Origin of the sequence: Methylocaldum marinum (assembly GCF_003584645.1) — a bacterium.
Taxonomy (GTDB): domain Bacteria; phylum Pseudomonadota; class Gammaproteobacteria; order Methylococcales; family Methylococcaceae; genus Methylocaldum; species Methylocaldum marinum.
Genome location: NZ_AP017928.1, coordinates 4,892,599 through 4,906,740, shown reverse-complemented (window position 1 = coordinate 4,906,740; position 14,142 = coordinate 4,892,599). Strand labels below are relative to the sequence as shown.

Here is a 14,142-nt window from a genome sequence, read left to right as displayed (position 1 = left end):
ACTGTTCGATCGCTCGATGAGGGTGAGCGACTGCTGCATCGATCTACGCAACGGGCTTGGTGTCCCAAGGGCGGGAACGGCATCCAGTCGCTCAAACCTGGAGCGCCCTCCAGGCCTGGGGTGACCGGTCGGGAGTCTTCTCCAACCCCTTCCGAACCACACGGAATTCATAATACAAGGTCGGGAATCCTTTCCCGACGCCACACGGCCTGATCGAGCACCTTCGTCGGCAAGGGATTGCCGACCTACGACCGTGCACCCTGTAGGTCGGGAATCCTTTCCCGACACCACGCGGCCCGACCGAGCGTCTTCGTCGGCAAGGGATTGCCGACCTACGACCGTGCCGCCCTGTTGGTCGGGAATCCTTTCCCGACGCCGGGATGGTTGACGAGGTCCAGCTCCAGCACCGCGCGCCGAGCCGCGTTGTTCGGATAAAAACGGTCCGTACATCGCTCAGCCTCCGATCACTTCTTTGTTGGAACAACCCGGCGGCACCATGGGCAAGGCCTGGGCCTCCACGTCGATACCGGCGTGAATGAGACAGGGGCCGCGCCAGGCTAGCGCATCACGCAAAGCCGCCTTAGGATTTTCCGCCGTATCGAGGTCGACCGCGCGCAGGCCGAAACCCTCGGCGACCCGGACAAAATCGGGCGCGGCGCGAAACCGCGAGGCGTAGATGCGCTTGCCGTAAAACAGGGTTTGCTGCTGGCGCACCAGGCCGAGCGCGTTGTTGTTCATCAGCACCACCTTGACGTTGACGTTCTCCTCGGCGGCGGTCGCCAGTTCCTGCAGGTTCATCAGAATGCTGCCGTCGCCGGAGAAGCAGACCACGGTTGCGTCCGGTTCGGCCAGCGCCGCGCCGATCGCCGCCGGGAGGCCGAAGCCCATGGTGCCCAGACCGCCGGAAGTCAGCCAGCGGCGCGGGCGGCGCAGAGGATAGCTTTGCGCGACCCACATCTGGTGCTGGCCGACGTCGGTCGCGACTATGGCCTCGTCGCCGAGGCTCTCGGCCACGGCGCGTATCAGGCCGTAATGGGTGCGCGGGTCATCGATACCGGGAGTGTTCAGGGGAAACATCCGCTTCAGCTCGGCAATTCGGGCCATCCACGCGTCACGGTCTTGCGCCGGCACTCTCGGCAGCAGTGCCTGCAACACGGCGGTTGCGTCGCCCCGGATGCCGACGTGCGCCGTCTTGATCTTGTCCAGCTCGGCCGCATCGATATCGATGTGGATTATTTTTGCCTGCGGACAGAATTCCGCGACCCTGCCCGTCGCCCGGTCGTCGAAGCGGGCGCCGACGGCGATCAGCAAATCGCATTCGTCGAGCGCCAGATGGGTACAGCGCGCCCCGTGCATGCCGAGCATGCCCAGCGACAGCGGATGGTCGGCCGGCAACGCGCCAAGCGCCATCAAGGTCATCACGGTCGGCAGCGACGCTTTTTCGGCCAGCGTCGACGCCAGCCCCGACGCCCCCGCATGGATGACGCCTCCCCCCAGATACAAAACCGGCCGCTCCGCCGCCTCGATCAGGTCCGCCGCCCGCTGGACGAGCGCGATATCGAGCGGCGGAGCCGGGTCCGGCGCGCCGGGTTCCGGCCACGCGCTCACATCGATCGACTCCGTCTGCACATCCTTGGGAATATCGATCAACACCGGACCCGGCCGCCCGGAGCACGCGATGCGGAAAGCGTCCGGCAAAACCTCGAGCAACTCCGCCGCGGAGTCGACCAGAAAATTATGCTTGGTAATGGGGATGGTCAAACCGTAGGTATCCACCTCCTGGAAGGCGTCGGTACCGATCATCCCGCGCGGCACCTGGCCGGTGATGGCCACCAGCGGGATCGAATCGAGCTTGGCATCGGCGATGGCGGTCAGCAGGTTGGTCGCTCCGGGTCCGGAGGAAGCCATGCACACGCCGGGAGTGCCATCGACTCTTGCCATGCCCTGGGCGATGAAACCGGCGCCCTGTTCGTGGCGGGCGAGGACGTGGCGGATTTGCGCGGATTTCGACAAGGCATCGTAGATCGGCAGATTGGCGCCGCCCGGAATGCCGGCGACAAAGCGCACCCCCTGCCGCTCGAGAAGGCGAACGGTGAGTTGAGCGCCGGAAAGTATGGTCATGGGGTTCTCCTTGGTGGAGCCGGAGTCCGGCGGAGGCCCCAAAAAAGAAACCCCGCCGGTTTGCGCCGGCGGGGGTTGTTGAATCAGATCGTTTACTTATTCATCACCAACCCACGACGGCGCGCGCGTCACCACCACTTGCACGACGACGACCACCACGAGGGCGACGATGCGAAGAATGGCGAAGTGACGGAGGGTCATGGACCGGATTGGGGACGAGTAAATATTCAGAGCGTGTTGAAGGGTTATTCTGGCTCAGCGGGGTCTTTTCGTGCAAGCCATTGTTACAATCTCACTGCGGCCATAAGACCGCTCCAGTATATCGGTATATAAGGCAAACAGTGAGTCGAGCGGAGATCACGAAGCTCGGAGCTAGAGGGTTCGGTTCTTCTGCCTAAATAAATAACGATTGTTTTGCGTTTCCCGTTTGAGCGAACGCAGCCATCCCAGTGTTTTGACGAGGAGGGAACATGACATTTTCCGATACCATCGGCATCGGCCTGCTGGCCTGGCTGCTGGTCGGCGCGCAGCCGGCACTTGCCGCCGAACCGGCCGGCCATGTCCACACCGAGGCCGGCCATTATCCCAAGGAAACCGCTGCCGCCCAGGCCGCTTACGTCGACAGCGAACCGCCCTTGTGGGACAACCTCGGTACGCTGAGCTACAAGATCACCACGAGCAACGCTCGCGCCCAGCAATTTTTCGATCAGGGCTTGCGACTCGCCTATGCCTTCAATCACCTGGAGGCGCAGCGGGCCTTCCGCATGGCGCAGAAGCTCGATCCCAAGTGCGCCATGTGTTTCTGGGGTGAAGCCCTGGTACTGGGACCGAACATCAACGCGCCGATGGAGACTTCCGCGGTTGGCCCGGCCTGGAGCGCGATCAGCCAAGCGAAAACGCTCGCCAAGCACGCGAGCCCCAGGGAAAAAGCATTGATCGAGGCGCTTTCGAAGCGCTATGCCAAGGATCCCAAGGCCGACCGCAAGCGGCTGGACCAGGCCTATGCCGCGGAAATGGGCAAGCTGGCCAAGCGTTTTCCCAAGGACGAGGATATCGCCACGCTGTACGCGGAAAGCCTGATGGATCTTTCCCCCTGGGATTACTGGGCGGACCAAGGCCGCAAACCCAAGGGGAACACGGCGGAAATCGTGAAGGTCCTGGAGACGGTGCTGGCGAACAGCCCCGACCATCCCGGCGCGATCCATTATTACATCCATATGATGGAGGCCTCCGACCGGCCCGAACGGGCTGAACCTCATGCCGAACGCCTCGCCGGCCTGATGCCGGGAGCCGGACATTTGGTGCACATGCCGGGGCATCTGTACTACCGGCTCGGACGCTACCGGGACGCTCTCGAAGCCAACCGTGCAGCCATCGAAGCGGACGAGGCCTATCTAAAGGAAACCGGCGCCAAGGGCATTTACGCGCAAGGCTATTATCCGCACAACGTTCATTTCCTGATGGTCTCGGCACAAATGGCGGGCGACGGCAAAACCGCGCTCGCTGCGGCCGGCAAGCTCGGGAAGGTGCTCTCGGACGAAACCGTCCGGGCGGTACCCTGGATACAGCCGGTCAAGGCCGCGCCATACTTCGCCCACGCCCAGTTCGGCCCGCCCGAGACCGTCTTGAAGCTGGCCGATCCGGGCTCGGAGTTCCCGTACGTGCAAGCCATGTGGCGCTATGCCCGAGGCGTCGCGGCGGCGGCCAAGGGAGCACCGCGGGACGCGCGGGCCGAACTCGACGCCCTGACCGGGATCGCCAAGACAGCGGATTTGTCCGGATTGACGGAAGCCGGCGTCCCCGCGGCGGACATCCTGCGGATCGCCCAGGAGGTTCTTTCGGGCCGCATCGCTCAAGCCGAGGGCGATCTCGCAACCGCCGCCTCGACCTTCGAGAAAGCGGCGGCGCTTCAGGAAAAGCTGCCTTACATGGAGCCGCCGTACTGGTACTACCCGGTGCGCCGGTCGGTCGGCGCGCTGCGGTTTCTTCAGGGCGATCCGGCCGGGGCGGAGCGGGAGTTCGATGCCTCGCTTCGGGCTGCACCGAACGATGCCTGGGCGCTCTGGGCACTGGCGGAGGTGTATCGAAAGCAGGGCAAGGACAGCGCCGCAGCGGACGCGGAACGGCGATTGGCAAAAACGCGGGCGGACCGCGGCGAGCCCGTCCGGATGGAGCGCCTTTGACGGGCCGATCCGGCAAGGCATGTCCGCCGCCGCTTTCTACGACGCGCTCACGCCGTTCTACCACCTGATCCACGAAGACCGGCGGGCCGGCATCGATCGACAGGGAGCCGCGCTCGACGCGCGACCCGGTCGCTCGTGCCGGACGCCTGCACCGTGCCCGACGTCGTCTGCGGAATCGGAACCCAGCCGAAGTTTTTCTCAAAACTGATCGATTATCGGTCAATAGCTTCGTGAAATGCCTCAGCCGATTATGGGATTTCACCACCTGATCGATTTCAATCAATAAAGACAATCATTTGCAATTTCACTGAATGCCGTAGACTGGGTCATCTGCCCTACACATCGAAGGGTTTTTCTCCGTTGCGTCGTCATGTCCGGTTCGGATGTCTGGACATTCATCCATTAACCGTCCTTGCAGACAAGGCATCGTCATGCCCCCTGCATTCGCCGATCTGCACCATGGTTTAGGCAGTTAGCCCAACCGCCGACGGCTTCAACGTCCTGTACATGAGAGTAACTCCGAAGTCCGGATCGGCAGCCGAGTCCAGTTTCGAGCCCCTGGGATACGAGAACCCAATGGCACGGCAACTGCAACGACAGCGCGTACTGCAAGGGTAATTGCGCCGCTCGCCGAACCGTTCCGTCACCGTTGTGGGGGGGAGGAACCAATCGGCGGCGGCCGGCGGTCGGGCACGCGTCATCCGCGCAACCATTTCGGGAAATCGATCATTAATCCATTTGCCCTGGCGGAAGTCGTTGGCGCCTTCCGCCAGGGCAAATCGACTCAAGTCCTCGTAGGTCGGCAATCCCTTGCCGACGAAGGCGCTCGGTCGGGCCATGGCGTCGGGAACGGATTCCCGGCCTACCGGGTGCACGGTCGTAGGTCGGCAATCCCTTGCCGACGCAGACGCTCGGTCGGGCCATGGCGTCGGGAACGGATTCCCGACCTACCCGCGAGTGCCTATACGGTAGATATAAAAATGCTCTTGCCCGTTCGGAACCGCGCTGAACGGTTCGTTACACGATAAGAAATCGAAGACCTCCGGATTACGGAGGCGGGATAAAAAATAATAATGTCTAAATTTCCGGCGGAAAGCCGATTATCTCCGACCTATCGAGCCTTAACGGTTCTGCTTTTCCTCAGCCTCCTTCCGGCAGCGAGCTGTTTTTCCGCCGACGCCACAAGCGTCGCGCGCTGGCGTGTCTCTCCCCGTCTTGCCGGGATGCAGAATCCCATTCCCCTCAGCACCGAGTCCGCAGCGCGGGGGAAAGAACTGTATTCAAGGGAGTGCCTCCAATGCCACGGGGAAAGCGGCCAGGGAGATGGGCCCATGGCCGGCTACATCGGAACCAGGGTCGCGAACCTGGGAAGTGCCGAAACCCAGGAGCAGACCGACGGCGCCGTTTTCTACAAAATCAGAACCGGCCGCGGCAGCATGCCCAGTTTCCGGACCGCCCTCGACGAGGACGATGTCTGGCATCTGGTGAATTTTCTCAGATCCGAATTCGGACAAATCGCCCCGCCTACGGAAAAGACGGCCGGCACCGCCGGGAAGCCTGCTGCATCCCTCGACGACGAACCCCACGCAGCACTGTTCGACGAGGCCAAGTTTCCATCCGCCCAGGAATGCGGGCGCTGTCATCTGCAAATCTATCGGGAATGGTCCGCATCCCGCCACGCATTCGCGCAAATCAGCCCGACCTTCCTCGCCTACCAGGCCACTCTGGTGAATCTGACCAAGGGCACCCTGGGCGATTTCTGCCAGCGCTGCCATTCCCAGGTCGGCATGTATCGGGGCGAACCGATCCTCACGGAAAACCGCGAGCGCTCCAAGGTGGCCCTGGAAGGCATTACCTGCGTCGTTTGCCACCGGATTCCGAAGCCCTATGGCAAGATTACCGGCCGTTTTCCGCTGGAACCGGGCGATATCACCGGCCCGATCTACGGCCCCCGGGAAGGCAGCGAACTCAAGCGGGTCCTCGAGTCGCACGCCGACGACCCGCCCAAAACCCACCGGGAGGCGCGGCTCCTGGAACAGGTGCGGCAACCCGGATTCTGCGCCCGCTGCCATGATGTCCGGCTGGTCAACGGCGTCCGTTTCGAAGATCTGTTCAGCGAATACAAGCAGACCCCGGCGGCCAAGCGGGGAGCGACCTGCCAGTCCTGTCACATGGGACCGAAGCCGGGAATCGCCGCCGACTACCCGCCCGCGCCCGCGGCCATCGTGCGCGGCGAACCCACCCGTCCCGCCCGGCGCACCAATCATATGTTCCCGGGTCCGGACAGTTCCCTGGTCCATCCGGGCATCTTTCCGATCAATCCGGAAGCGCAGGCATTCGCGACACCCGAGGAATGGCTGAGTTTCGACGTCGACGCCGGCTGGGGAACCGAGCGTTTCGAGAGCAAGGTACCGAAAGGCACGAAATTCCCGGACATCTGGGCGGATCCGGAAGAGCGGCGGGCTGCCCGGGGGATCATCGACAAGCAACTGGAATTGCTCGCGGAAAACCGGCGCTTGGCGACCGAGTTGATGCGTAACGGTTATGGGCTGGGCGAAGTCCGCCTCCTGGAGAAGGACAAAGGGCTCGAATTCGAGGTGGAAGTCAAAAACCTGACCGACGGCCATAGCGTGCCCTCGGGACTGATCGCCGAACGCAACGTATTCCTTCAGATCAAGGTCAGCGACGCCGACGGAACCCCGCTGTTCCGTTCCGGCGACCTCGACCCCAACGGCGACGTCCGCGATCCGCACTCCCGTTATGTGGACAACGGCGAGCTGCCGCTGGACGAACAACTCTTCAATCTGCGTTCGCCCATCCTGATCGGAACGATCCACGGCGGCGACCGCGAACAGTTGTTGCCGGCCAATTATTCCCTGAATCCCCTGATTTTCATGCGTCCTTCCGAAACGCCGTCGCTTTTGTACGGCGGTATTTCCGATCTGCGGCTGCAAAAGAAGAGTATCGAGGCCTTGGGCCATCGCTGGGCGCATTACCGGGTGCCTCCGAAGACGCTATCCGGCAAGAAACCGTATCGATTAAACATCAAGCTGGTGGCGGGCCAACTGCCTCCGCATCTGATCCATGCGATTTCCGGCGTGGGGTTCGAGTACGGCTTATCCGCGCGGGCGATCGGCGACAAGCTGGTCGAACTGTACCGGGTGCTGTGGGAGCGTGACCTTGAAATCGAATAAGCCCGTCGCGCGGCGGCGCAGAACCTGGCTGGCAACCCTCGCGCTGCTGGGCCACATGGCGGTGGCCGCCGAACCGAGCGGCGCCGTCGCGACTTCGCAGACGCCGGCAGCGGCCGGGGTTCGAACCGGCGACACGCCCGTTACCGAGGGACGCGATGCGGTCGAGTTCCATCCGGCCCGCGCGCTCAACGGCGAAGACCCGTGGCGTCTATCCGACAAGCGCGTCCCCTACCCCGCGGCGCGGGTCGATCGCTTGCAGCCGCTTTTCGAAGCGGGCGATCCGTTTCTCGGGAACGGCCCGATCAGACCCGGGCTGGAAACGCCGTTCGGGCAGATGCTGCAGCCCTCGTTCCTGCTGTTCGGCAGTTTTCGAACCGCTTTGCAGACCCTGGACGACGGACAAAAACGCATTTCCGAATGGGCCAATCGGCTCGATCTGCACGGCAACCTTCACCTATCGGGCACCGAGCGCCTGTTGTTCTCGATGCGGCCGCTCGATCATCGGTCGGGCCGCTACAGCGGCTACAGCTTCGAGCCCGATGACGAGCGGGGCTGGCAGGAGGATTTCAACCCCCGATTAACGCAGTTGTTCTTCGAAGGCGATTTGGGGGAGATCGTTCCCGGCCTCGATCCCGACGATTCCCATACCTATGACATCGGGTTCTCGGTGGGCCGCCAGACCCTGCGCCTGCAGGACGGCATGCTGGCGAACGACATCGTCGACATGGTCGGCATTACCCGAAATTCCCTGACGCTTCCGGGCCTGGCGAACCTGCGCCTGACCGGCCTCTATGCCTGGGACCATGTTATCCGCGGCAACAACGAGGGCGCCTATACGAAACCGCATTCGGCGACGGTTCTCGGCTTGCTCGCCCAGGCCGACACCGCCCTGGACAATACCCTGTCTCTGGACCTTCTCTACGTGCGGGACAGCCATGATGAAAACGCCTGGTATGCGGGCGTGTCCAGCACGCAGCGCTTCGGCGCGCTGAATTCGACCTTCCGGATCAACGCATCCATCCCGGAAGGAGGCCGGTCACCCACGGTCGGCCGGGGGGTGCTGTTGCTCTCGCAACTCTCCCGCACGCTGCCGGGTTCCGATCATCTGGTCTATTTCAACACCTTCGGAAATATTGGCCGCTTTACGTCCGCGGCGCGCGGTCCCGATCAGGGAAGCCCCGTGGCCAATCTCGGCATCCTGTACAACCCCGTGGGCATGGGACGCTACGGCATTCCCCTGGGACAATCCATCGAGGACAGCCTCGGCGCCACCCTCGGCTATCAGATGTTTCTCGACGGCATCGACAGTCAGCTCATTTTCGAAATCGGCGCCCGCTCGCGTATCCATGGCGGCCCCGATAGAAGTGCCATCGGCTTCGGCGCCCGCTACCAGCGCGCCATCGGACGGCGCCACGTACTCCGCCTGGATGCCTTCCAGGCCGGGCAGGAAAGACTGGGATTTGCGTACGGATTCCGTATGGAATGGATGGTCAAGTTCTGATCCGCCGGCTACGGTTCCGCGCAGAGATCAGAACGAGTAGCTGACGTTAAACCCCAGGCGTATGTCCCTGTCCAATAAGGCGGTGGCGCTGCTCGGGGACGACCAGGTCCCAATGGCTTGCGCCATCACCGACCAGTGATCGTCGAGCGTATAAGTGGCGGCGCCGCTGATCAGTGCCCGATCGCCGTTCAGCGTTCCGTTCATCGTGGACCAAAGCAGGAGGTCCCCGTTCATTAAACTGTAGCTGTAGCGGATCAGCCAGGTGCCGAAAATGTCGTCGGTTGCGAGTCTCTCGCCGGGAGACAGCCCGCTCTGCTTGTTCAGGAAATATCGGGCCAGGATGGAAACGCTGATGCGCTGATCGTTATCGATCGCATATTCGAATCCGAACGAAGTGCCCAGCTGATTCTTAGGCAAGCTGGAAGGCAGAGACACGAAGAACGGCGCTTGCGGGGCCAAAAGGGTATCGGCCAGCACGCCGTGGCTGTAGGCCAGATCCAGTCTCAGCATCAGCCTGCCGAAGGCGCGGTTGGCGCTCGCCCCCAGCAGCCAATAATCGTTTTTCTTGGCCAGGATCTTCCCCGGCGATGTCCGCGATAACTCGTAGCGCAACTGGTTTTCGTACAAATAGGCGGCCATCAGCGCGAAATCGCTTCCTTCCACGGTCCATTGCAACTGGCTGCCGACTTCGAACAAGGGCTCATCGCGCTCCGGATCGGGCAGCGCAGGAGTCCCCGGCACATGGAAGGGGCTGCCTCGCCGAGCCGGCGGATTGAATTCCGGATAAAAATTGAAGAACGTCGACAACCGCTTGTCGTTCCAATAGTAGTCCCAGGACAGCATCCACTGGTTGAGCCGGGCGTCTTCGATCTCGATGATGCTCGAATCGCGGAAGTCGCTGGTATTGATGATGTCCAGGACCGAGTTGCCCAGCGTTTCGCCCCAAACGACGGTCTGCCGGCCCAGCTTGAAACTGTGGCTGGCGAAACTTCTCTGAACGAACAATTCGTTGATCCGGTACTCGGTATCGCCGAGCCGGTATTCCATGTGCAGGGTCTTGTTGCGAGTGCCGTGTTCGTAATCGCCGGGCAAATAGGCTTTGGCCTGGGCGTTGCCCTGGATGACCCAGCCCCGCGCGAACGGATTTTGATACCGGATCAGCAAGCTGAACCGGTTGTTCTCGATGTCTTCCGGCTTTCTGACCGGCTGGGCGTTGTTCGGAAAGACCGTATGCGGATTGACCTGGGCATAAAACTGATGGCTCAGCTTGAAAGTGAAATCGCGAAACAGGCCGCGGGCCGATTCGGCGGCGAATGAGCCGGGCAATTGCACCTCGTCGATACCGCCGCCATCCTCCGCTCCGGCGGATTGCGGGTCGTCCATGGGAAGCTCAATGGTAAATTCGTCATCGGTCTCCGTCGAAAAAACGCGCGATGTATTCGACATTGCGGCAAGCAGGATGCCAAGGCCGACCGCGAGGCTGCCGCGATTCTTCCGGCTCCGGGTCATTCGACTTGGGTTCGGAGGACTCCCAGTTTGGCCTCTCGGAAGGCGGCATCGGTCAGCGTGCGCTGGCTCAGAAATCCGTCCGGGATGGACACGCCGATGTTGATTTTCAATCTGGCGAGGTTGGACAGCCGGTCGTCGACCAGATTCATCATGGTTTGCGACTTGGCGATCCAGACATCGTTTATCTGCTCGATATTCGAGGAAAGCAGGCGTTTGATTTCCTTGCCCTGCTTGTCGTACAGCTCCACCCGCAGCGGCACGTAACGTTCCTTGTCCACGTACAGGACCCGGCGCCCGTACCGGGTTTTCTTCGCCCTGTCGGGGTTGGGAACGGTCTCGATCTTCCAGACCTCGCGTCCGCCCTCGGTGGTTTCCTCCAGGATATTGATCTCATATTCGTCCAGCTTGCCGGTATCCAGGTCCTCGACCGTGAACTCCGAGCCGAAGATCGAGGCCGATTCGGAGTCTTCGTCCGGGTTGCCGTTGGCAATCCGCTTGACCGCCCCCAGGGCCGATAGATACAGCCAGGTTTCGTTGTCCCGGCCGGCCTCGTCGTAGGTGAAATTGAGCATGCCTATGCCCTTTTCGGCCGGCGGTGCCAGCACCAGCGTAACCGACTTGGTGTCCTTGCGTTCCGCGCCGTCGTTGATGCCGACCGCTTCCAGGATCTTCACCCGCGGGCTTTCCGCGCAGGTGATCTTCTTGTCCTTGAGGCCGTACTTACAGCTCGACAATCGGGATTTCACGAAGGCCGAATCGGTGATGCTGCGTTGGTATTCCTCCATCTTCTCCAGTATTTCGCGGCCGGTCGCGGCTTCGCCCGAGGAAGCGGCGGTCAGCAATGCAAGCGATAAGAAGGTTTTCAGAAGGAAACGGCAGGTCTTGTCTGTCATACGGATTGCCTCTGCAAGTCGAAAGTGGCGGCAAGGTCCTTCAAGCCGAATTTAGGCTTGAAAATCAGCAACAAGGCGGGCAGCAGGAAGAGTTCGCACAACACGCCGACGAATATCGACAGGGCGCCGAAAAAGCCCATTTTCGCCGTGCCCAGGTAGTCGGAAAAACTCAGAATGCCGAACCCGAGACCCAACACCATCCCGGTGGACACCACCGCCGGCCCGACTTCGACGATGGTGCCTCTCAGGGCTTCGGTCATATCGCGGGTCTTGACCAGTGCCATGCGGTAATGAGTGATGAAATGCGTCGTGTCGTCCACCGAAAGCCCGATGATCACCGGCGCCAGCAGCAAGGTGTCGGTGTCGAGCGGTATGCCCAGGAGGCCCAGCAGACCGTAGGTGAACAGCGACGGGATCAGATTCGGGATGATCGCCAGCAGCCCCGCCTGTAACGACCCCAGGGTCAGCACCATGATCGCGCTGATCACCGCCAGGGCCAGCATGAAACTGCCGTACTGCGAGGTGGCGATGATGTCCTGGGTACGCATCATCAACGGCACCGAGCCGGTCAGGGTCACTTTCAGATCCGGAAGTTCCGCTTTCAGGTCGGCGAAGGTCCGGTCGATTTCAGCGCCCAGTTCGGCGAAAAACCGCTTGTATTGGTAGGAGCCGGCACTGTAGACATTGAGCGCGATGTGCGATTGGCTGTAATCGTCGGATACCAGGCTGCGCCGATCGCTGGGATTCGCGCTGTTGTAGAGATACAGCAGCTGCGAAATCAGTATTTGCGAGTCCGGAATGCTGAAATAGGCCGGATCGTCGCCGTGCATTAGCTGGTTAGTCTCCTTGACGATGTCGGCCAGCGAGAAGGTCCGGCTGATTTCCTCCGGATACCGGGCCAGAACCCTGCGCTGCAAGGTATCCATTCGGGCCAGCAGGGCCGGATTCAGAATGCCCTCGCTGGCACCGGTATCGATCATGATCTCCATGGTCTGGGTACCGGCCATGTGCCGGTCGGCGGTTTCGTAAGCGACCCGGATGTCGCTTCCCTCGCGGGTCAGTTCGACCAGGCTGGAATCGACCCGCACCTGGCTCTTGCCGTACAGGCAGGCGGCGAACACCACGGCGAAAATCACGAGAATCTTGAACGAATGGCGGGCGGCCAGGCCGGGAAGCCCTTCGAACAGCCGGGTCTGGGCGGCCACCGTGAAATAGGTCATCAGCGAAATCGTCGCGATGAAGCCGCCCAGCTCAGGTCCGCCCAGAACGATCAGCAATCCGCAATAGCCGATGGCCAGGGGCAGTTTGACGGCGACGGACAGGCCGCGCCAGCCGGCGGCCAGCCGGTCCAGCCGGCCGCTACGGGTTGGCGCATGGGCTTTGACGGGATGCCAGATGTCCAGCAGGATGGGCAGCAGGACCAGCGTGAACAGATAGGCCATGCCCACGCCCAGGGTCGACAAGACCGCGAATACCCGGATCGGCAATAGATCCGAAAGCACCAGCGCGCAGGTGCCGACCATATTGGTCACGCTGGTGACGAACATCGGCAGCCCGGTTTCGCCGTAAGCCGTGGACAGCGCGGACCGGTGAGCGAGGCCGGCGCGGCGATGCAGCAGGTAGGCGTTCATCACGTGCACGCAATCGGCGATTCCGCACACGAACACCAGCATCAGGGCCAAGGTGATCATGGTCGAGACCTGGGTTCCCGACCAGGCGGCGGCGCCGCACACCCAGACGATGCTGAGGATAATGGTCACCATCGGCCAGAGCACGGCGCTGAAGGAGCGGAACAGCAACCACAACAGCACGACGTTGATCAACACCATGCCGATATTCAATCCGACGGCCTGATTCAGCACTTTCTGGACGAATTCCATCAGCGGCGGATAGCCGACGGGGTAGAAGTCCAAAGTGCCGTCATACTTGGCGTAGACACTTTTCAGGCTTTTCACGAAACGGGCATATTCGCCGTTGGTGGTTTTCTTGTAGACCACCTTGCCCAAGTCCGCATCGGCGTCATAGCCCGGGTCCGCCGCGCCCGGCAAGGCCAGGCTGTCATCCAGCGACACCTCCGAGCCGTCGACTGCAGGAACATAGCCGTCTTCCGGAATGACGCCGAAATCGGTCTTGATCACGACGGCGCCATACTGGCCATCGTTGGAAAAATAGGCCAGGCGATAGTAGTCCTTGGCCATGGCCTTGGCCTTGATTTCGGACAGAGCGGCCGGCGTCTCGGGTATGTGCCTGGGCAGCAGCCGCTCCGAACGCAGGGTATCGCCTTGCGCGGATTGAACGCGGATGTTGCTCAGCGAACGGACATCTCGAATGTGCTTCAGCTCCGTTAGGTCGACGGGGCGCCCGTTGGCATCGGTGTAGCCGCCCGGTTCGAGATCCTGCCAGTTCAGCAAATCTTCGGTCAGCGCCTGGACCGCCGTTAACGCCTCCCCGGAGAACACGTCGCCGTTCCTGGCCCGGTAGACCAGAACCACGGTATCGTCGCCGCCGAACTGGGCCCGGAAGTTGTCCAAGGCCACCATGGCCGGATCATCGGGTGCGAGAAAGCTGTTCGCCGAGGTATTGACGTGCAGGCGGGTGAGCGCGCCCAGCACCATCACCGCCGACGCGCCGATCAGCGCGATCAGGATCGGCCATTTGAAGCGGAGAATACGGTCGGGCAGGTCGAAAAAGAACCGGCCCACTTTCAACAAGAAGTTTTCCATGCATGCGCTCCGGGCTCG

Annotated in this window: 7 protein-coding genes; 3 read left to right on the top strand and 4 right to left on the bottom strand. The window is 61.9% G+C overall.

The annotated features are described in order from the left end of the window. Window positions 1-453: 453 nt before the first annotated feature. Window positions 454-2,121: an acetolactate synthase large subunit gene (gene ilvB, locus sS8_RS21860; protein ID WP_119632951.1), complete on the bottom strand. Its 1,668-nt coding sequence runs from the start codon at window positions 2,119-2,121 to the stop codon at window positions 454-456. Window positions 2,122-2,591: 470 nt separating this feature from the next. Between ilvB and sS8_RS21855 the strand changes: the two genes are divergently transcribed. The 3 genes from sS8_RS21855 (at window position 2,592) to sS8_RS21840 (ending at window position 8,999) form a co-directional block, all read left to right on the top strand. Beyond that, entirely contained in the window at window positions 2,592-4,304 is a 1,713-nt protein-coding gene (locus sS8_RS21855; protein WP_119631614.1) for a tetratricopeptide repeat protein, read from the top strand. A gap of 1,073 nt (window positions 4,305-5,377) precedes the next feature. Further along, window positions 5,378-7,498, top strand: a complete 2,121-nt coding sequence (locus tag sS8_RS21845; protein ID WP_119631612.1) for a c-type cytochrome — start codon at window positions 5,378-5,380, stop codon at window positions 7,496-7,498. Further along, window positions 7,485-8,999: a hypothetical protein gene (locus sS8_RS21840; RefSeq protein ID WP_145986648.1), complete on the top strand. Its 1,515-nt coding sequence runs from the start codon at window positions 7,485-7,487 to the stop codon at window positions 8,997-8,999. The genes sS8_RS21845 and sS8_RS21840 overlap by 14 nt, the downstream gene beginning before the upstream one ends. A gap of 27 nt (window positions 9,000-9,026) precedes the next feature. On the opposite strand, the gene sS8_RS21835 is transcribed toward sS8_RS21840, so the two are convergent. The 3 genes from sS8_RS21835 to sS8_RS21825 all read right to left on the bottom strand — a co-directional run bounded on the left by sS8_RS21835 (window position 9,027) and on the right by sS8_RS21825 (window position 14,124). Then, entirely contained in the window at window positions 9,027-10,382 is a 1,356-nt protein-coding gene (locus tag sS8_RS21835; protein WP_145986647.1) for a DUF1302 family protein, read from the bottom strand. Window positions 10,383-10,504: 122 nt separating this feature from the next. Continuing rightward, window positions 10,505-11,401 carry an outer membrane lipoprotein-sorting protein gene (locus sS8_RS21830; RefSeq protein WP_119631609.1) on the bottom strand — a complete coding sequence of 299 codons (897 nt, stop codon included), beginning with the start codon at window positions 11,399-11,401 and terminating at the stop codon, window positions 10,505-10,507. After that, entirely contained in the window at window positions 11,398-14,124 is a 2,727-nt protein-coding gene (locus sS8_RS21825) for an efflux RND transporter permease subunit (RefSeq protein ID WP_119631608.1), read from the bottom strand. Before sS8_RS21825 ends, sS8_RS21830 begins: the two co-directional genes overlap by 4 nt. Between the last annotated feature and the right edge of the window lie 18 nt (window positions 14,125-14,142).

Coding starts and splice junctions, on each gene's coding strand:
- sS8_RS21825 (WP_119631608.1), bottom strand. CDS start 14,124: ATGGAAAACTTCTTGTTGAAAGTGGGCCGGTTCTTTTTCGACCTGCCC.
- sS8_RS21845 (WP_119631612.1), top strand. CDS start 5,378: ATGTCTAAATTTCCGGCGGAAAGCCGATTATCTCCGACCTATCGAGCC.
- sS8_RS21835 (WP_145986647.1), bottom strand. CDS start 10,382: ATGGACGACCCGCAATCCGCCGGAGCGGAGGATGGCGGCGGTATCGAC.
- sS8_RS21855 (WP_119631614.1), top strand. CDS start 2,592: ATGACATTTTCCGATACCATCGGCATCGGCCTGCTGGCCTGGCTGCTG.
- ilvB (WP_119632951.1), bottom strand. CDS start 2,121: ATGACCATACTTTCCGGCGCTCAACTCACCGTTCGCCTTCTCGAGCGG.
- sS8_RS21830 (WP_119631609.1), bottom strand. CDS start 11,401: ATGACAGACAAGACCTGCCGTTTCCTTCTGAAAACCTTCTTATCGCTT.